This window comes from Kribbella sp. NPDC056345 (assembly GCF_042262745.1).
GTDB lineage: Bacteria > Actinomycetota > Actinomycetes > Propionibacteriales > Kribbellaceae > Kribbella.
In genome coordinates this window covers 470,030-489,112 of the sequence record NZ_JBHJQQ010000004.1, presented here as the reverse complement: position 1 = coordinate 489,112, position 19,083 = coordinate 470,030, and the positions used below count along the sequence as shown (strand labels likewise).

Annotated in this window: 18 protein-coding genes; 7 read left to right on the top strand and 11 right to left on the bottom strand. The window is 67.7% G+C overall.

Annotated features, from left to right (window positions below; all coding sequences use genetic code 11):
* Nucleotides 1–95 precede the first annotated feature (95 nt).
* A complete protein-coding gene (locus ACFCV3_RS17275; RefSeq protein ID WP_376030971.1) occupies nt 96–1,109 on the bottom strand; it encodes a LacI family DNA-binding transcriptional regulator in 1,014 nt (337 codons plus the stop codon).
* Between the two features lie 116 nt (nt 1,110–1,225).
* On the opposite strand from ACFCV3_RS17275, the gene coaA reads away from it, so the two are divergent.
* Nucleotides 1,226–2,179 (top strand): type I pantothenate kinase, encoded by a 954-nt coding sequence (gene coaA / locus ACFCV3_RS17270; protein WP_132414591.1) that lies wholly within the window; start codon nt 1,226–1,228, stop codon nt 2,177–2,179.
* A gap of 89 nt (nt 2,180–2,268) precedes the next feature.
* Here the strand turns inward: coaA and ACFCV3_RS17265 are convergent, their stop codons facing one another.
* From ACFCV3_RS17265 to ACFCV3_RS17255, 3 genes are read right to left on the bottom strand one after another with little or no spacing between them, the layout of a single operon-like run.
* A complete protein-coding gene (locus ACFCV3_RS17265) occupies nt 2,269–2,925 on the bottom strand; it encodes an SGNH/GDSL hydrolase family protein (RefSeq protein ID WP_376030970.1) in 657 nt (218 codons plus the stop codon).
* Nucleotides 2,922–4,139 (bottom strand): MFS transporter, encoded by a 1,218-nt coding sequence (locus tag ACFCV3_RS17260; RefSeq protein WP_376030969.1) that lies wholly within the window; start codon nt 4,137–4,139, stop codon nt 2,922–2,924. Before ACFCV3_RS17260 ends, ACFCV3_RS17265 begins: the two co-directional genes overlap by 4 nt.
* Nucleotides 4,136–5,665 (bottom strand): class I adenylate-forming enzyme family protein, encoded by a 1,530-nt coding sequence (locus ACFCV3_RS17255; protein WP_376030968.1) that lies wholly within the window; start codon nt 5,663–5,665, stop codon nt 4,136–4,138. Before ACFCV3_RS17255 ends, ACFCV3_RS17260 begins: the two co-directional genes overlap by 4 nt.
* A 294-nt stretch (nt 5,666–5,959) precedes the next feature.
* On the opposite strand from ACFCV3_RS17255, the gene ACFCV3_RS17250 reads away from it, so the two are divergent.
* Genes ACFCV3_RS17250 through ACFCV3_RS17225 form a run of 6 tightly spaced genes read left to right on the top strand, consistent with a single transcriptional unit; the run spans nt 5,960 to nt 11,711 of the window.
* On the top strand, nt 5,960–7,240 hold the full coding sequence (locus ACFCV3_RS17250; protein ID WP_376030967.1) for an SGNH/GDSL hydrolase family protein: 1,281 nt from the start codon (nt 5,960–5,962) through the stop codon (nt 7,238–7,240).
* 34 nt (nt 7,241–7,274) lie between these two features.
* Nucleotides 7,275–8,201 (top strand): alpha/beta hydrolase, encoded by a 927-nt coding sequence (locus ACFCV3_RS17245; RefSeq protein ID WP_376030966.1) that lies wholly within the window; start codon nt 7,275–7,277, stop codon nt 8,199–8,201.
* Nucleotides 8,194–9,246: an alpha-hydroxy acid oxidase gene (locus ACFCV3_RS17240; protein ID WP_376030965.1), complete on the top strand. Its 1,053-nt coding sequence runs from the start codon at nt 8,194–8,196 to the stop codon at nt 9,244–9,246. The genes ACFCV3_RS17245 and ACFCV3_RS17240 overlap by 8 nt, the downstream gene beginning before the upstream one ends.
* Nucleotides 9,246–10,526, top strand: coding sequence for a PLP-dependent aminotransferase family protein (locus ACFCV3_RS17235; protein WP_376030964.1), 1,281 nt, complete (start codon nt 9,246–9,248; stop codon nt 10,524–10,526). The genes ACFCV3_RS17240 and ACFCV3_RS17235 overlap by 1 nt, the downstream gene beginning before the upstream one ends.
* Before the next feature lie 31 nt (nt 10,527–10,557).
* Nucleotides 10,558–11,586 (top strand): MFS transporter, encoded by a 1,029-nt coding sequence (locus tag ACFCV3_RS17230; RefSeq protein WP_376030963.1) that lies wholly within the window; start codon nt 10,558–10,560, stop codon nt 11,584–11,586.
* The gene (locus tag ACFCV3_RS17225) at nt 11,505–11,711 is read left to right on the top strand and encodes a hypothetical protein (protein WP_376030962.1); all 207 of its coding nucleotides are present in this window, start codon (nt 11,505–11,507) and stop codon (nt 11,709–11,711) included. The genes ACFCV3_RS17230 and ACFCV3_RS17225 overlap by 82 nt, the downstream gene beginning before the upstream one ends.
* Before the next feature lie 83 nt (nt 11,712–11,794).
* On the opposite strand, the gene ACFCV3_RS17220 is transcribed toward ACFCV3_RS17225, so the two are convergent.
* From ACFCV3_RS17220 to ACFCV3_RS17190, 7 genes are read right to left on the bottom strand one after another with little or no spacing between them, the layout of a single operon-like run.
* A complete protein-coding gene (locus ACFCV3_RS17220; RefSeq protein WP_376030961.1) occupies nt 11,795–13,117 on the bottom strand; it encodes a hypothetical protein in 1,323 nt (440 codons plus the stop codon).
* Nucleotides 13,114–14,079 (bottom strand): alpha-ketoacid dehydrogenase subunit beta, encoded by a 966-nt coding sequence (locus ACFCV3_RS17215; protein ID WP_376030960.1) that lies wholly within the window; start codon nt 14,077–14,079, stop codon nt 13,114–13,116. Before ACFCV3_RS17215 ends, ACFCV3_RS17220 begins: the two co-directional genes overlap by 4 nt.
* Nucleotides 14,080–15,018 (bottom strand): thiamine pyrophosphate-dependent dehydrogenase E1 component subunit alpha, encoded by a 939-nt coding sequence (locus tag ACFCV3_RS17210; RefSeq protein WP_376030959.1) that lies wholly within the window; start codon nt 15,016–15,018, stop codon nt 14,080–14,082. It abuts the gene before it with no gap.
* A gap of 3 nt (nt 15,019–15,021) precedes the next feature.
* The gene (locus ACFCV3_RS17205; RefSeq protein ID WP_376030958.1) at nt 15,022–15,837 is read right to left on the bottom strand and encodes a DUF3050 domain-containing protein; all 816 of its coding nucleotides are present in this window, start codon (nt 15,835–15,837) and stop codon (nt 15,022–15,024) included.
* Nucleotides 15,838–15,850: 13 nt separating this feature from the next.
* A complete protein-coding gene (locus ACFCV3_RS17200) occupies nt 15,851–16,756 on the bottom strand; it encodes a phytanoyl-CoA dioxygenase family protein (RefSeq protein WP_376030957.1) in 906 nt (301 codons plus the stop codon).
* Nucleotides 16,746–17,813 carry a 4-hydroxyphenylpyruvate dioxygenase gene (gene hppD, locus ACFCV3_RS17195; RefSeq protein ID WP_376030956.1) on the bottom strand — a complete coding sequence of 356 codons (1,068 nt, stop codon included), beginning with the start codon at nt 17,811–17,813 and terminating at the stop codon, nt 16,746–16,748. Before hppD ends, ACFCV3_RS17200 begins: the two co-directional genes overlap by 11 nt.
* Complete coding sequence (locus ACFCV3_RS17190) at nt 17,814–19,070, bottom strand: beta-ketoacyl-[acyl-carrier-protein] synthase family protein (RefSeq protein WP_376030955.1); 1,257 nt, start codon at nt 19,068–19,070, stop codon at nt 17,814–17,816.
* Nucleotides 19,071–19,083: the final 13 nt, after the last annotated feature.

Here is a 19,083-nt window from a genome sequence, read left to right as displayed (position 1 = left end):
ACTCGCCCCGGCGACGCCAACGACAGGAGGTGTTCGCCGGATCGGCACCGGATCGGGTCGCCCCAGGCGGGGCGACGGGTATACGTAGATACCTACTACCTGTCCTTCGCGACGCCGGCGGTCGAGGCACGGACGCGCATGTCCACGGCCAGGTCCAGGCGGAGGGCGGCGGGGGTGTTGCCTCGGGCCAGGTCCAGGAGGAGGCGGGTGGCCAGTTCGGCCATTTGGCGGAGGGGTTGGTGGACGGTGGTGAGGGTTGGGCCTACCCATTGGGCTACTGGGAGGTCGTCGTAGCCGACGACCGAGAGGTCGCGGGGGATTTCGAGGCCGAGTTCGCGGGCTGCCTGGTAGATGCCGAGGGCTTGCATGTCGTTGCCGGCGAAGATCGCGGTCGGCCGATCCGGGAGGCGCAGGAGCACCAGGGCTTCGCGGTAGCCGCCGGTCACCCCGAAGTCGCCCACTCTGATCAGCTCCGGGTCGACCGTGAGACCGGCTGATCGCAGGGCGTCGGTGTAACCGTCTACTCGTTGCCGGGAGCACAGGACGTCGACCGGGCCGCCGATCACCGCGATCCGGCGGTGACCGAGCCCTGTCAGGTGCTGAGTCGCCATCCGGCCGCCGTTCCAGTTCGCCGAACCGATCGCCGGTACGTCGGCCGCGACGTCACCCACCGGATCCACGACCACGAACGGGATCCGCCGCGCCTCCAGCTGCGCGCGCTGATCGGCATCCAGATCCGAGAAGACCAGGATCGCGCCGAGCGGTCGGCGGTTGAGCACCGACTCGATCCACTCCTGCCGCGGTCGCCATCCGCCGCCGCACTCCGACAGCACGAGCTCGACGCCTTCGGCGCGGGCCACGTCCTTGACCCCACCGATCAGCTGGATCGCCCACTCGCTCTCGAACTGGCTGAACACCAGGTCGATCATCGGACTACTCGTCGTACCGGCCGTGCGCCGCCGGTATCCGTGCTCCTGGATCAGCTGCTCGACCCGGGCCCGGGTCGCCTCGGCCACGTCGGACCGCCCGTTCAGCACCTTGGAGACCGTCGGCACCGACACCCCGGCCATGCCCGCGATCTCCGCGATCGTCACCCGCTGCACCGTCACGACCTCAGCCTATCGCCCGGAGAACCGAAACTTTCGGACCCATCGACGCCTGGTTGAGACGAAGCCCACGCCGGTGTGGTGTGGTGCACTCCCCGCGGATGGGAAGAATGGGGGCCATGCTGCAGCCGTCCCGGGAGGTGACTCCCTACACCGAGCTGGATCGGGCCGCCTGGGCGGAACTGGCGGAGACCACCATCTCGCCGCTGACGGCCGAAGAGATCGAGCGGTTGCGGGGTCTCGGCGACGAGATCGACCTGGACGAGGTCCGCGAGGTCTACCTCCCGCTGTCCCGGATCCTGTCCCTGTACGTGCGCCACGCGCGGGCACTGCACGAGGACACCGAGAGCTTCCTCGGCAAACCGGCCGCGACCCGGACGCCGTTCGTGATCGGGATCGGCGGATCGGTTGCCGTCGGCAAGTCGACCACCGCCCGGTTGCTGCGCGAGCTGCTGGCACGCTGGCCCGAGCACCCGCGGGTCGCGCTCGTCACCACCGACGGGTTCCTCTGGCCGAACGCCGAGCTGGAGAAGCGCGGCCTGATGCTGCGCAAAGGCTTCCCGGAGTCGTACGACCGCAAGTCCCTACTGCGCTTCGTGGTCGAGGTGAAGTCCGGGCGGGACGCGGTCGAGGCGCCGGTCTACTCCCACCTCCACTACGACCGGATGAACGGCGTCCGCACCACCGTCGAGCAGCCCGACATCCTGCTCCTCGAAGGCCTGAACGTCCTGCAACCCGCACCCCGGCACGCGGACGGCAAGAGCGGACTCGCAGTCAGCGACTTCTTCGACTTCTCCGTGTACGTCGATGCCGCCGCCGCCGACATCCGCTCCTGGTACGTACACCGCTTCCTCAAACTGTGGGAGACCGCCTTCCGCAACCCCGAGTCCTACTTCGTCCGGTACGGCGAACTCAGCCGCGAGGAAGCCGTCAAGAAGGCCGAGTCCCTCTGGGACGGCATCAACGGCCCGAACCTGCGCGAGAACATCCTCCCGACCCGCTCCCGCGCCACCCTCGTCCTCCGCAAAGGCCAGGACCACGCCGTCCGCTGGGTCCGCCTCCGCAAACTCTGACCCCGCGCATTTGGTGGGTGACCCCACCAAGTCGGAGGTTCCCACCCCGGAATATCGGCGGGGAACCTCTCATTTGGTGGGTGCACCCATCAAATGGACCTGAGATGGCGGGCCAGGGTTCGGAGGGTTTCGGCGGTGGCGACGGCGTCGCTGCGGGCGTTGCCGTGGCGGCCGTCGGAGCTGTAGAGGCCGGGGTCGGTGGACAGGGGGTGGTCGGTGAGGTTGATGTGGATGGTGCCGAGCTTGGCGGCGAGGGCGGCGGTTCGCTCCGAGAGGGTTCGCATTCGTTGCCTCAGGCCCGGACGTAACCATTCGACGACAGCGGGGCTGTAGGAGACGTCGAACATTCCGAGCGTCATCACGTCCGCACCGGCGTCCTGCAGGGTGATGATCATTTCGGTCAGCTCACGGTCTACCCGGTCCGGGTCGTACGTCGCCGGGAACGCGTCGTTGCCGCCGCCAACCACCAGTGCGAGATCGGGGCCGAAGGCAACGGCTGGTACGAGCTGGGTGGCGAGGATCTCGCGGGTTCGCAACCCGCTCACGCCGAGGTTGAGGTACGCGATCGGCCCGAGTTCATGCGCGATCCGGTCTGCCCATTGCAGGTCGCTGTATCCCTCGACCGGCTCGCACAGCCCCTCGGCCACGCTGTCCCCCAGTACGACGAAGCGCCGCCACGGGTGACCGGCGAGCAGTTCCGCGCTCTCTCCGGGGCGCAGGCAATAGGGGTCGGTCTCCTCGGTCATCTGGCCTCCACCGGGGCTGGGGTATCGAGGACCTTGCCCGGTCCACGCCGGAGCAACGGGTAGGCGCTGACGATCAGGCAGACGATCCCGGATCCGATCAGCGCCGGGAACAGGCCGAACCCATGCACCAGTTCCCCGGCCAGCAACGCACCGAGCGGCAGACCGGCGAACGACGCGGCCGCGACCAGCCCGATCACTCGCGCCTGCAGATCCTTCGGCACATGTTCGTACAGGACCGCACCGAAGACCGGGTTGATCGCCGCGATCCCGATCCCCGACAAGAACGTCACAGCGGCCACCAGCACCAGGCTGTCGCTCAGCCCGAGCACCAACAGCCGCGGACTACCGCCGATGAACGCCCCGAGCGCGAACGTCAGGTACCGCGGCAGCCTGGTCGCCCACACCGTGAAGGCGATACTGCCGAGCAAAGCGCCGGCAGCGAATGCACCGAGCGTCAGACCGAGGCCGGCCGGGGAGCCGAGTTCATCCGCAACCCAGACCGGGATGAACACCGCCGTACTCGCACTGGCGAAGATGTTCACAGTGAACGTGGTGATCAGCATCGTCGCCAGCAACGCATCACGCCGCACGTACGAGAATCCGACTGCCAGCGAACGGAAGTACTTGTCCGGGCGAGACGCCGACACTACCTCCGGCGGGTGCACGAACCCCGCAATCAGCAGCCCACACACGAGAAACGTGATCGCGTCGATCCACAACACCGACGACGCATCCGTCCAGTAGATCAGCAATCCACCGAGCGGCGCGCCGAGCAATGTCGCACCACGGGAGAACGCCTCGTGCAACGACGTGATCCGGATCAGCTGAACCCCAGCCGCCTCCGCCATCGGCCGGACCAGCAGCTCCTTCGACCGATCGGCAGCACCGCGCAGAGCACCGGCGACCGCAACGAGTACCAGCAGTACGGCGAACCCGATCGTCGCCGTCCCCGCGATCGCGGCCACCGCGACAGCACTCGTCACATTCGCCAGGATCGCCGTACGACGAGGGCCCAGCCGGTCGATCACCGGACCGGCCATGATGCTCACCACGATGTACGGCACCAGCTCGACCGCCGCCACCAACCCCATCCGCGCCGCGCTGCCGGTCGTCACCAGCACCAGCCACGGAATCGCCACCATCGTGATCCGGCTGCCCACCGCGGACAGCACGTCCGCGACGAACAGGATCACCAACCCACGACGTGCCGTCATGACGGATGCAGTTCGGCGTAGAGCTTGCGCAGGGCAACCTTGTCGACCTTGGCAATGCGAGTGAGCGGCAGGTCGGAGACGAAGTCGACAGCAGCCGGCGCCCACATCTCATTCAGCTCAGCGGCCACCCACTCCTGCAATTCATCAACGGAGACTGGCGATCGCGTGACCACGAAGGCATGCACGGCCTCCCCCACCACCGGATCCGGTACGCCGATCACCGCCGCCGTCCGCACCGCCGGGTGACTGCCGAGCACGTCCTCGATCGGGCGGCAGAAGATCGCCCAGTTGCGGCGGGTCGTGACGATCATGTCGTGTACCCGGTCGACCAGGAACAGATACCCGTCCGCATCCAGATGACCGAGATCCCGCGTCCGCAGCCAGCCGTCGACCAGCGTCTCCGCCGTCAGCTCGGGCTTCCCGAGGTACCCGGCGAACGTGAGTCGGCTCCGCACCCAAACCTCGCCGTCCTGCCCCGGCCCGAGCACGGTTCCGTCGTCATTGCGGATCTCCACCTGGACATCGCCGTACGGCGTCCCCGCGGAAGCGAGCCGTTCCGGATGTGCCGGGTCCTCGGTCAACCCGGGCTGCGCGGTAACCACCACCGCCTCGCTGAGCCCGTAGACGATCCGCAGCACCGGCCCGAACCGCGCGATCCCCTGCCGCAGCCGCGCCGGAGTCGCCGGCCCGGCACCAACGTTCAGCATGAACAAACTGCTGCAGTCGAAGTCCGCGCCCCCTGGATGATCCAGCAGCTCGTACAGCATCGGCGGTGTCACGTACGTCGACGTGATCCGCTCGGTCGACACCGTCCGATAGAACTCGTCCGGCGACCACGTGTCGGTCAGGAACAGCACCCCACCGGTGAACAGGTTGAAGAAGCTGGTGATCTGCCCACTGGCCAGCCACAGCGGCGACCCGGAGTAGTGCCGCAGCAACGGAGACCCGTTGGCCACAAAGGCTGACGCCAGCTCGAGGATCTGCTCGTAGAACGCCTGCGTGTGGTGAACCAGCTTCGGATCCCCGGTCGTCCCACTCGTCTGCAACACCGAATCCGGTGCCGGGACCACCTCCACGTCGTACGGCGTCATCACAGTGCGGGCGACGAGTTCGTCCAGCCCGTACGACGGCATCGGCGCGAGCGCGGTCGCGAGCTCACTCCCGAGCTCCGCGGCCTCGTCGTACACCAGGGCGTCCGCATCGGCGAGCACCGCGAACCGATCGATCTCCCGGCGGGACGTGATCGGCGCGCACCACAACACGCGACAGCCATGCAGATGCAGGGCGAGTTGCAGCGCCGGGGCGTCGAAGCAGTTCGCCGCCATCACCAGCACCTTGCCGCCCGGCCGGATCCCGGCGTCCCGCAGTGCGGCGGCGATCCGCCGTACGTCCGCGGACAGCTCGCCGTACGTCGCCCGCCGGGTCCCGCGCACCAGCGCCGGCCGCTCGGCGAATTGCGCGAACAACTCCAGGACGCGGTGCACGTAATTGCCGGAATTTTCGGGCAGCACGAATTCAGGTGGCATTAAGCAGTTTCCCCTCACCCCGAACGGCGAACCCCAGCCGTGCGGCGACTCTACTGGACCACCCACCAGCTGAACAGGGCCGGAAACGCCCTGCTGTACACGGTTTCGTCGCTCTCCGGAGCCGTCCGATCACCGCGCCTCCCCGGCGAAGGTATACCCCTGCGAACCGGGGGTACGAACCCCTCGCTAACCGCCACCCGGCGCATTCGGAACCGGCAAATTGCCGATGCATTGACCGGCTCGAAGAATGCGTAATACGTTCCGTCCGATTCCATTCCGCCGGGAGGTCCGTCCATGCAGGTTCCGAAGCAATGGCGCGCAGTCGCACTGACTGCCGCACTGACTCTGGCCGGGTCCACCCTGGCCGGCGCGAGTTACGGCGGCAGCGGTCGTCACGACAACACCTGGGTCGGTACCTGGGCCACTGCCGTCACGCACGGCAACGCGGCCGGGTCGACCAACCTCGGTCTGACCGATCAGAGCGTCCGGCTGGTGGTGCGCCCGAGCGTCGGCGGTGACAAGATCCGGATCCGGCTGTCGAACATCTACGGCGAGAAGACCGTCACCGTCGGTGCGGCGACTGTTGCCAAACCCAACAAGGCGACGCCGGAGCAGTCCGACATCGACCCGAACACCCTGCGCACGCTGACGTTCAACGGCTCCGGTACGGCGTCGATGGTGAAGGGTAGCGAGCTGCTCAGCGACCCGCTGAACTTCGAGCTCGGCAACCTCGACGACCTCGTGGTCAGCCTCTACTTCCCGGTGAACACCGGTCCGACGACCTTCCACGGCTCGTCGCTGCAGGAGAACTTCGTCGGCCCGTCCAACCTGGTCGACCAGCCCGGCGGAGCGGCGTACACGCTGACCCGGCGCTGCTGCTTCTTCTTCCTGTCCGGCGTCGACGTCCAGACCGAGGATTCCAGGGGCTCGATCGTCGTCCTCGGCGACTCCATCACCGACGGCACCGCCAGCACCTTCAACGCGAACAACCGCTGGCCGGATCAGCTCGCTGAGCGACTGGCCGCCACCGGCAAGCCGTTCCCGGGTGTACTGAACGCGGGTCTGGCCGGCAGCCGGCTCAACCACGACGGCACCGAGCCGTCCGACAACGGCGCGTTCCCCGGCTTCAACGAGGTCGGCGTGAACTCGCTGGCGCGTCTGAACGAGGACGTGTTCCCGCAGACCGGCGTACGGACCGTCATCACTGAGCTCGGCGTCAACGACATCTGGATGTCCGACGACTCCGCGGCCGAGATCATCGGTGCGCTGCGGCAGCTCAACACCCAGGTCAAGCAGCGTGGACTGCGCAGCATCGTCAGCACGATCACGCCGTTCGAGGGAATGGGCGGCACCGACAGCTGGACGCCGGCCAAGGAAGCCACCCGCCAGGCGGTCAACAGCTATCTGCGATCGAGCCGCGAGTTCGACGGCGTCCTCGACTTCGACAAGGTGCTGCGCGACCCGGCCGCGCCCAGCAAGCTGAACCCGCTGTACGACTCCGGCGACCACATCCACCCGAACGACGCCGGCTATCAGGCCATGGCCGCCTCCGTACCCTTGAAGCTGGTTCGCTAGGCCTTTATCCGCCGATCCGATTTGGGGTGAGCTCATGCCGCTGGACCCGCAGGTGGAGGCGATGCGCGCCGAGCGCCAGGCGCGCGCCGTACCGCAGCTCTACACCCAGACGTTGGCCGAAGCCCGCGCCGCCGACCTGGCCTCCATCCAGGAGGCGGGCGGTCAGGCCGAGCCTGTCCACTACGTCGAGGATCTCTGCACGGACGCCGGACTGCCGCTCCGGCTCTACCGGCCGGATCTGGCCGGGCCGTTGCCGACGCTGGTCTACTTCTTCGGCGGCGGCTGGACGCTCGGCAGCATCGACACCGCTGACGGCATCACCCGCCGGCTGGCGAACGCCGTACCGTGTCAGGTCATCACCGTCGGGTATCGGCTCGCGCCGGAGCATCCGTTCCCGACCGCGGTTCACGACTGTCACGACGCGACGCAATGGATCGCCGCGAACGCAGACAAGCTGCAGGTGGACCCGACGCGATTGGTTGTCGGTGGTGACAGTGCGGGCGGAAACTTGGCCGCGGCAACCACATTGCTTGCCCGGGACAAGGGACCGGCGCTCGCCGGGCAGCTGCTGGTCTACCCGAACACCCGGTACGGCGCGAACACCCCGTCGATGGTCACCGGTGTCGATCCGCACCTGTTCAACAAGACCTCGGTCGGCTGGTACTGGAATCACTACCTGACCGACGCTCTCGACGGCCTCGATCCGCTCGCCTCACCACTGCTCGCCTCGTCACACGAAGACCTCCCGCCGGCCCTGGTGATCACGGCGGAATACGACCCGTTGCGTGACGAAGGTGAGTTCTACGCCGAGAAGCTGCACGCTGCCGGAGTGCCGACCACGCTCAGCCGGTACGACGGGATGGTGCACGGGTTCTTCGCCATGGCGGGCATCCTCGACGGAGGGCGGCGAGCGACCGCCGAGGCCGCCGCCTGGCTCAGCCGGACCTTCTCCCATGGCTGAGGCGTTGGCCGATTACGAGAAGCTCGCCGCACTACCCGCCGCCGTCCACGACTTCGTTGCCGGCGGCAGCGGCGCGGAGCTGACCCTGCGCCGCAACCGCTCCGCATTCGACGCGATCACCGTCACCCCGCGAGTCCTCGGCGGTGTCGAAGCACCCGACACCACCACGACGATTCTCGGTACGGCGGCCGCCCTGCCGGTGGCTGTTGCACCAATGGCCTACCAGCGACTGTTCCATCCGTCGGGTGAGCTCTTCCTGGCCAAAGCTGCTGCCAATGCCGGAATCCCGTACGTCATCAGCACTCTCAGCAGCGTGCCGCTGGAGAAGATCGCTGCGATCGCGCCGTCGTGGTTCCAGCTGTACTGGTTGCGCGACCGCCACACCGTCCGCGCGCTGATCGATCGGGCGACCGCGTCCGGGTGCCGCGCGCTGATGGTCACGGTCGATGTGCCCGTGATGGGTCGCCGGTTGCGTGACGTCCGCAACTCCTTCGTGCTGCCCGCCGAGGTCACCGCGGCCAATCTTGTCGACAAATACACAGAGGCACATAGTGGGCGGAACGGCGCCTCCGCGGTGGCTGCCCATACTGCCGCTGCGTTCGACCCGACGTTCTCCTGGCGCGACCTCGAGTGGGTGCGGTCGGTGACCGAGATTCCCTTGCTGGTGAAGGGGATTCTCGATCCGCGGGACGCGCTCGCCGCGATCGACGCCGGTGCCGACAGCGTCGTGGTTTCGAACCACGGCGGCCGCCAGTTCGACGGAGCTCCGGCCTCGATCGATGCCCTCGGCTCCGTCATCGATGCAGTCGGCAACGACTTCCCGGTGCTGCTGGACAGCGGGATCCGCGGGGGCACCGACGTACTGAAGGCGCTCGCGATCGGCGCGGACGCCGTACTGGTCGGCAGGCCGTTGCTGTGGGCGCTCGCTGCCGGAGCGGCTGACGAAGCGCTCACGCTGCTCGGCCGCGAACTGCGGGATGCGATGCTGCTGGCCGGCTGTGCAGACCTGGCGGCGGTCGCTGACCTGGTGACAGGGAGGGCCTGATGGCCGACCTCGACGTGACCACACTGCATGCCTCGCTCACCGATCGTGCGCTGAACTCGATGAACTTCCTCAACGAGATCTCGCACCACTACCCGGATGCGATCTCGCTGGCCGCGGGCCGTCCGACCGAGGAGTTCTTCGACCTCGACGACGTACCGCGCTACCTATCGCGCTTTGCGGCACACCTGCGCGAGCGGGGTCTCGACGAGACGGCGGTGCGCCGGACGATCCTGCAGTACGGGCGGACCAAGGGCATCGTGCACGAGTTGGTCGCCCGCAACCTTGCGGTCGACGAGGACATTCACGTCGACCCCGAAGCGATCGTCGTCACCGCCGGATGCCAGGAGGCGATGCTGCTCACGCTGCGCGCGCTCCGGGCCGACGCAGCAGACGTGGTGCTCGCGATCTCCCCGGCGTACGTCGGAATCACCGGCGCGGCGCGCGTGGTTGATCTGCCGGTGCTGCCGATCCCCGACCTCGACGACCTGCAGGCCCTGGTCAAGGCCGCTCGCGCGGACGGCCTGCGCCCCCGTGGCTTCTACGTCATGCCTGACTTCGCCAATCCATCGGGCCTCAGCATGGATCTGCCCACCCGGCACCGTTTGCTGGAGCTCGCCGTGGCCGAGGACCTGCTGTTGCTGGAGGACAATCCGTACGGGCTGTTCCCGGCTGAGGGCGTCGATCGGTTGCCGACGCTGAAGGCACTCGACACCGAACGCCGCGTTGTCTACCTGGGTTCCTTCGCCAAGACCGGTCTCCCCGGTGCCCGCGTCGGATACGTCGTCGCAGACCAAACCGTCAGCACCGGAGGCCTGTTCGCCGACGAACTGTCGAAGCTGAAGAGCATGGTCACCGTCAACACGTCACCGATCGCGCAGGCGGTCATCGGCGGCAAGCTCCTGGACTGTGACTTCAGCCTGACCGCCGCCAACCAGCGCGAGCGCGCGATCTACGCCACCAACCTGCAGACCATCACCACCCACCTCAGCACCCACTTCCCGAACGGCGAACTCAGCTGGACCGTCCCGTCCGGCGGCTTCTTCGTCGTCATCACGGTGCCGTTCGCTGTCGACGACGCCCTGCTCACCAGATCCGCCCAGGAGTACGGCGTGCTCTGGACCCCGATGAGTCACTTCTACGACACGGACGCGCCGGTCAACGCCCTTCGGCTCTCCTGCAGCGCCGTCACTCCCGCTCAGCTGCAGGTAGCACTCGACCGCCTGACCACCTTCATCACCGATCAATTGGTTCTCTCTACGCAGTCAGAACTGGATCTGTAGCGGAGACCGATCTGGTTCTAGCGTGAGCGGTATGACGACCTGCGATGTCCCCGTTCAGCCGCTGATCGATGCGCGGTTCACCCGGCTGCTGGTGATGGTTCTCGGGTCCGGGCTCAGCATGTACCTGCTGACCTCGGTGGTCCCGCTCTACCTCGCGGCCAATGGTTCTGCCGGCATCGGCCCCGGCCTCGCCACCGGCGCGATGATGTTCGCCGCGGTCGCCGTCGAACTCCTGGTCCCGAGGATGCTGGCCCGCTGGGGCTATCGCGTCGTACTCGGCCTCGGCCTGGTCCTGATGGGTGCGCCCGCGTTGGTACTGCTCACCACATCCTCGCTGCCGATCGTCGTACTGGTCTGCGTGATCCGCGGCGCCGGACTGGCCATCAACGTGGTCGCCTCGGTAGCCCTGATCGCCGAGCTCGCGCCGGCCCATCGCCGCGGTGAAGCGCTCGGCGTGTACGGCGTGGTCGTCGGCGTACCGGCGGTGGTCGGCCTGCCGCTCGGGGTCTACCTGACGGGCGTGATCGGCTTCAACGCGCTGTTCGTGATCGCGGCGGTGGTCACCCTCGCCGTACTCGGGATGGCGGCGGGTATCCCCAGCCGGACGAGCACCGAAGAGACCCACGTCAAGGTCCTCGGCGGCCTGCGCGGCAGCGGCCTGCTGATGCCGTCCTTCGTCTTCGCCGCGGTCACCCTGGCCGCAGGTATCAGCATCACATTCCTCCCCCTTGCCGCCGGCAACCATTCCCTGGTCGCCACCGCCCTCCTGCTCCAAGCGGTCGCCGCCCCTGGCGCCCGCTGGCTGGCCGGCCGCTTGGGCGACCGCCTCGGCCCAGCCCGCCTACTCCCCGCAGCTCTGGCTCTGTCTGCCCTAGGCGCCGCCGGCCTGGTGCTGATCAACAACCCCGTCGCCGTCCTCGCCGGCTCAACCCTCTTCGGCATCGGCTTCGGCGCCGCCCAGAACCTCACGCTCACCTCATGTACGACCGAGCCCCCACCTCCCGCTACGGCCAGGTCAGCGCCCTCTGGAACCTCGCCTACGACGGCGGCTGGGGCCTAGGCGCCATCGCCTTCGGCGCCGTAGTAGCCGGCACCGGCTACCCCCTAGCCTTCGCCCTCACCGCAGCCGTCGTCGCGGTCGGCATAGTCCCCGCAACCCGAGCAGCCGTCGCGAAGAACAGGTAGTACCCATCTACGTATACCCGTCTCCCCGCCTGCGCCGACCCGAAACAGCCCAGATCCGGCGACTACCTCATGTCCTTACCGACCTAAGGGAGTAGGAGAAGGCCGCTGGTCAGCGCGCCTTGGGCTACGTTGACGACGGGGCCGGCGCCGGGGACGGCGAAGCGGAGGTAGGCGCCGGCAGGGGTGCCGCCGAAGAGGTAGGGAGCCAGGCAGAAGGGGACGTCTGCCTCCTTGACCGCACCCGTCTCCATCTCGACGAACTGCATGGTCAGGTGATCCACCGGCACGTACTTCTGCAGGATGTACCCGTGCTCGACCAGCGCCTCATCCACCGCGTGCTGCCACTCCGCCGACGACACCTCCGGCCCGACCACGACGCCGACACCGCCATAGGAACCGGACGGTTTCAGCACCAGCTCCTGCTGATTCGCCATCGCCTCCGCCCGCAGCTCCGCCGTCAGCACCTGCGTGCGCGGAACATGCCGCCGTACGACCTCGGCGTCGGCCGGGTCGAGGATGTCCAGGTCATCCCAGAGCCAGGCGAAGACCGTCTTGCTGGCCAGTAGCCAACTAGCGGCCGGGACGAACATCCGCACCGTGCCCGACCGCACGGCCGCGCTCAGGGCGTCCAGACCGGCGCTCGGCGTGGTCCCCTGCGGCACGAACATCCGCAGTACGGCGTCGATCGGGCCATCGTCGACGCACACCCGGCCGTCATCGTCCAGCGTCAGCCACTCGAGCGGATAGACCCGCATGTCCAACCCGAACTGCCGGCCGCGATCACTGAAACCCTGAAGCAGCTTGATCGTCGCGTGCCCGTCGCGCGACCCCGGGTAGGTCCCGACGGTCGTGAACACCATCGCCACCCGATCAGTCGCGGTCAGCGCCAGCGCCGATCGCATCGCCACGTACCGCGCATCGACCGCCGACGGCGGTGCCGTCAACTCCGCCAGCAGCGGATCTCCGGCGTACGCCGCCAGGAAGCGAGCCGCGATTCCGTCGGAGTCGTGGGCACCACCGAGCGCGCTGTCGATATTCGCCTCGACGATGTACGGCGTTCCGTCCGCGAGCAGGATGTCCGCCCGGACACCGCCCAACAGCTCCTCGGTCAGCGGCGCATCCTCGTCCAGCAGGTCGACCGCGCCGACCGGCACCCCGAGCGCGTCCCGCAGCTCACCCGCCGTCGTCGCCCGCTGCTGACACGCGGTCAGGATCAGCCGGGCCACTGTCGCCGAGATGGCAGTGAACTCGTCGTACGCCGAGGCCTTCATGATCGGCGGCCGCAGCGGACGCCACTCCTTGTTGTGCGTCGCAACCCCCTCGTAGACGGTCCGCCACGCATCGGTGCCACGGGCAAGCAGCGCCGTACGGGTTGCCTCGGGCAAGGTGTTCCACAGGTCTGTCACGACATCTCCAGGAGGGTGGTGAGGAGCTGCTCCCGGCCGGGCTGGACCGCGCGGTCGAGGGCGAGTGCGAACGGGAGTACGGCGCCGTCCGGGCGTGTGATCCGGCGTGGCGGTGCGGTCAGGGTGCAGTTCTCGGCGACGACCGCAAGGACCTCGGCCGCGAACCCACTGGTCCGGTTCGAGTCGTCGATGACCAGGAGACGCCTCGTCTTCTGTACGGACGCGATCAGACCGGCGACGTCCAGCGGATAGACAGTCCGTGGATCGAAGACCTCGACCGAGATCCCCTGCCCGGCAAGCTCATCAGCGACCGCGAGCGCGTCGTGCACCAAGTGGCCGAGGGCGACCACCGTGACGTCGTCACCAGCCCGAGCGACGCGGCCGACACCCAGCGGGACCGGCGCAAGCGCAGCAAAGTCCAGATCGTCGCGGACGCCCAGCGCTGCGGACGGTGCGAAGAAGACGACCGGATCGTCATCGCGGATCGCCGTGACCAGCAGTCCGTAGGCATCAGCCGGAGTTGCCGGGACCACCGTTTTCACTCCGACATGGGCGAACAACGAATACGGGTGGTCCGAATGCTGGCCGGCCCATCCGGTCCGCGAGCCTGACCCAGGGACGACGTACGTGACCGGGACCTTGCACTGTCCACCGGTCATCAGCGAGAACTTGTGCGCCTGGTTGGCGATCTGCTCGAAGACCAGGAAGAGCAGTGACGGGATCTGGAACTCGATCACCGGCCGCATCCCGGCCAGCGCCGCACCGGTGGCGAAGTTCGTGAACGCCTGCTCGGACAGCGGAGTATCGAGGACGCGGTCGGAGCCGAACCGCGCATGCAGACCGGCCGTCACGTTCGATGCGGCCGCACGGATGTCCTCTCCGAGCACGAAGACGGCCGGATCGCGTTCCAGTTCGTCGGCCAGAGCCCGGTTCAGCGCCTTCAGGTAGGACAGCTTCGGCATTCAGATCTCCCCGGCGTACAGGTACGAGAGTGCGGCGGCAGGGTCTGGGTGGGCGCTGCCCAAAGCGATCCCCGCCGCCGCCTCCAGGAGGGACTCGACCTCGGCATCGACGGCCGCCCGATCCGCGGCCGTCAGCCGTGCGCCCTGGATCTCCACTGGACACCGCGAACGCCCAGTCGTGATCTCTTCGGTCGAGCGATAGGTGAGCCGGGCCCGGTGCTCGAACGTGTGGTGTGCGTCGAACCGGTAGGTGATGCACTCCAGGAACGTCGGCCCCTTCCCGGCCCGGGCCCGGGCGACCGCCGTACTGGTTGCCTCCAGCACCTTCTCCGGGTCCTGGCCGTCGACCGTGAAGGCCGGGATCCCGAAGGCCCGGGCCCGGCCGGTGATACTGCCGGCGACCGCGGAGGCGACCGGCATCGTGGTCGCGTAACCGTTGTTCTCGCAGACGAACACCACCGGCACCTGCCAGAGCGCGGCCAGGTTGAACGCCTCCAGCAGCATGCCTTCGTTCATCGCGCCGTCCCCGAAGAAGGTCGCGGCGACCGAGTCCCGGCCCTGCTGCCGCAAGGCCCACGCGGCTCCGGTCGCGATCGAGCCGGCCGCGCCGACGATCGCGTTCGCACCGAGGATGCCGAGGCTGAAGTCGGCCGCATGCATCGAACCACCCCGGCCCTTGTTCAGACCGGATTCCCGCCCCATCAGCTCGGCCATCAGCCGGGCCGGATTCGCGCCGCGGGCGAGCACGTGCCCGTGACCGCGGTGCGTACTGGTGATCACATCGTCCGGGCCAAGAGCGGCACAGACACCGGCCGCGATGCCCTCTTGACCGATGTACGGGTGGATACCTCCGACGATCTCCCCGGACCGCACGAACTCGATCGCCCGTTCCTCGAATCTGCGGATCAGCCGGACGGTCCGGTAGAGATCTGTGGTCATGGGTCAGACCGTCGCCGGGGTCGTCACGATCGCGGCGGTGATCGCGTCCCAGAGCCGGGCGCGGGCCGCGAGGGCGGTGTTGATGGTGTCCGCACAGGCGTCCCACTTGGCCTGGTCGTCACCGCACAGGTCGGCGACCATCTGCATCGCCATCGGAGTGTGGAACTCGCCGTCCACCTCGATGTGCCGCTCGAGGTAGTCGACGAACGTGTTGAGCTTGTTGGAGCGCTCGTTCACCGCGACCACCTGGGTGAACATGTCCGGGATCAGGTCCTCCCGCCCGAACGCGAATGCCGCCGCCTGGCAGTGCACGGGTGCGTTCTCGATGATGCCCCAAGTGGTGCCGGCGAAGTCGATCGAAGCCTGCGGTACGCCGGCCGCTGCCAGCGACTCGACCACCGGAGCGCCCCCGCGGAGCAGCTCGATCAGCTTGTCGATCGCGCTGGTGTCCGCACCGGCCTCGTGCATACCGGCGACGTACAGCTCGAAGTGACTGATGAATGCCGGCTTGCCGTCGGTGCCGCCCAGCTCGTCACTCTCTTCGACCATGACGATGTCGTTGATCAGCCGGCGGCTGCTGCGGTGTTCGGTCGGGATCCACGGCACCGTCACACAGGTGAGTTCGCGCTGCAGCGATTTCAGCAGGGACATGAAATCCCAGACCGCGAACACGTGGTGCTCCATGAAGGTGACCAGCGCCTCGTGGGTGTCGAGGATGGCGTAGAGCGGGTGCTGGACGACCTTGTCGCGGGCCTCCGAAACGGCCTTCTCCAGCTGCTCGATCCCGGGGTGCGTCTGACCCCAGTCGTAACGTGACATGTGCGTGTTCCTCTCAGCGATCGGCCCAGAGCGTCGGGCAGTACTCGGGATCGGCGTAATCCGGCCGCCCGTCGGAGGTCCGCCGTACCAGGACGTCGTGGTTGTACGCCGCCGTGGTGCCGTCGGACAGCGGGAACTCGCGGTAGCGGTTGTCCCCGTCCTGCAGGTGCAGCGAGATCGCCCGGCGCGGGCGGTCGCTGATGTTCGCACCGCTGCCGTGATACGTGCGGCAGTGGTGGAAGTTCATGTGGCCGCGCGGGATCGTGATCGGCAGTTTGACCACCTCGGCCCCGTTGTACGCCGCGTTCTCGGCCAGCATCTGGTCGAGTTGCGAGCGGTCCCGCTCGGCGAAGTGCCGGACGACCGTGTCGTCGGAGCCGATCTCCTTCCAGCGGTGACTGCCGTCGACCATCGTGATCGTGCCCATCTCCGGCGGGCAGTCGTGGAACGGGATGAACGCGGTCAGCATCCGGTCCGACGACGAGGACGACCAGTAGTGCTTGTCGAAGTGCCAGGGCACGATGTTGGAGGGCTCACCCTCGATCGGTGGCTTGTAGATCAGCGTGGACTGGAAGATCCGGATCTCGTGCGTCTGCGCGAGCCGGGCCGCGACCGCACCGATCAGCGGCTTGCGCAGGATCTTCGCCAGCCCGTCGTGCTCGTAGTGCACGTAGTCGTTGTGCCGCTGGACGTTGCCCTTGGACGGATCCCAGTACGCCAGCTTGGGCGGGGCCGTCGGGAGGGTCCGGTCCCGCTCACCAGCGTAGTACCGCTCGCTCGCGTTGACGAGTTCGTCGGTCTCGTCGTCGGTGAGCAGCTTCTTGGACAGGTACCAGCCGTGCTCGTTGTAGAAGGCAACGTCTTCGTCGGTCGGGAGGAGCTCGATCTCCTCATCCGACAGCTTGAACTCAAGACTCATGGGCCAGCTCCCGCTCTTTGGCTTCATACAGGGCCTTGATGTTGCCGCTCCCGAACGTCATCGCACCGCGCCGCTCGATGATCTCCAGGAACAGCGTGCGCCGGACGTGCATCGACTCGGTGAAGATCTGCAGCAACTGCCCCCAGTGGTCGCGGTCGACCAGGATGCCGCGCTGCTGCAGTTCCTCGATCGGCGTCTCGACCTCACCGACCCGCTCGGCCAGGGCGTCGTAGTACGTCGAAGGTGTGCCGAGGAAGTTGACCCCGCGGTCGGAGAGAGTGCTGACCGCTTCGACGATGTTGCTGGTGCGCAAGGCGATGTGCTGGACACCGGCACCCGCGTGCCAGGTGAGGAAGTCGTTGATCTGACCGGGCCGGCGGGTCAGGTCCGGCTCGATCAGCGTGAACGTGACGTGCTTCGACGGGCTCTGCACCACCTTCGAGTCCATCCCCTGGCCCGCAACCTCGATGTACTCCTCGAAGATCCGCGGGAAGCCGAACACATCCTCGTAGAACTTCGCGGTCGGCTCGAGCTCGCCGGACGGTACGCAGATCGCCAGGTGGTCGATCTCGCTGAACAGCTTCTCGTCCGGTACGCCGCTCGGCGCGGTCAGCTGGATCCGCCCCGGCAGAAACTCCCGCCGCGGCCCGTGCCGCTCGACCAGCCGGTGGATCACGTCACCGAACCCGGCCACCTCCGCGATCACCACAACCGCTTCCCCGGCCTCGAACCGCTCCGGCTCCCGTAGCCCCACGGCGCCGCGCGCGGTCAGTTCGCCGTACGCCGCCGTCGCGTCGTCGACCTCCATCGCCACGATCGCCACGCCGTCCCCGTGCCGCCGCACATACTCGGCGGCCGGATGATCCGCGGCCAGCCCCGACGTCAGCACGATCTGAACGGCGTCCTCGCGCAGCAGCAACGACCGCTGATCCGGCAGCCCCGTCTCCGGCCCGCCCTGACCATGGATCTGCAGCCCGAACGCATGCCCCAGGTAGAACGCCGCCTGCCGAGCGTCGCCCACGTACATCTCCACGTGGTCGATCCCGTAAATCTCCATCTACGCCTTCTCCTCACTGCTGTTGATCTGTCGCTGCTTCGGCGTGCTGGTTCTGCCGAGGAGCAGGCTGACGTTCTGGCCGCCGAACCCGAACGAGTTCGAGACGGCGTACTCGAGCGGGATCGCCCGTGGTTCCTTGCGGATGTGATCCAGCGGGCAGGCCGGATCAGGGTCGTCCAGGTGGTACGTCGGTGGTGCGAGGCCGGTGCTGATCGCCAACGCGGCCGCTGCCGCCTCGACCACTCCGGAAGTGCCGAGCATGTGCCCGGTCAACGCTTTCGTGGAACTGACCGCTGGAAGATGGTTGCCAAAGGCAAGGCCGATCGCCACCGACTCGGCGACGTCACCGAGCTTGGTGCTGGTCCCGTGCGCATTGACGTAACCGACCTGCTCCGGACGGATGTCTTTCATCGCCATCCGCATGCACGCCGCGGCCCCGGTTCCGTCCGGTCGCGGGGCTGTCGGGTGATGCGCGTCCGAGTTGACGCCGTACCCGGCAACATCGGCGTACCCGCTAGCACCTCGCGCGGCCGCATGCGCCGTACTCTCAAGCACCAGCAGCGCGGCGCCCTCACTCAGCACAAACCCGTTACGCCTAAGGTCAAACGGCCGACTGGCCTCCGCCGGGTCGTCCCACCCCCTGGCGAGCGCCCGCGCATTGGCAAACGTCTCCGCAAACGTCGGAAACAACGGCGCCTCACTGGCCCCACACAGCACGACGTCCGCCTCGCCGGCCCGGATGATGCGCACAGCATCCGCAATAGCCTGAGCCCCAGAAGCACAAGCCGTCCCGACGGCCGACGTGTACCCCCGCATCCCGAACCGGATCGCGACCCGAGCGGCCGGCATGTTCGGCAAGATCCCCGTCAGCAAATAGGGGCTAACAGCAACCTTCCCGCGCTCCGCCCGCGCCAGCACCTGCCGCTCCAGCGTCGCCATCCCCCCAACCCCACCCACAATCACGCCAATCCGCTCCGGATCAACGTTCTCCCCCACGATCAACCCCGCATCAGCCAACGCCTCCTCAGCCACCAGCTGCGCAAGAATCACCGTCCGATCCATCACCTTCCCGTCCGGCCCCGCCGCGATCTTCCCTGCATCGAACTCCGGCAAGAACCCACCGAGCTCGACCGACTCCCCCACCGGATGCCCTTCCGGCGGCCGGCTGATCCCGGATCGCCCATGCAACAGAGCGTCATACACATCCCAGCCGCCGCGCCCAACGGGCGTCAGCATCCCCATCCCCGTGATCGTCACCCCAACCCGCACA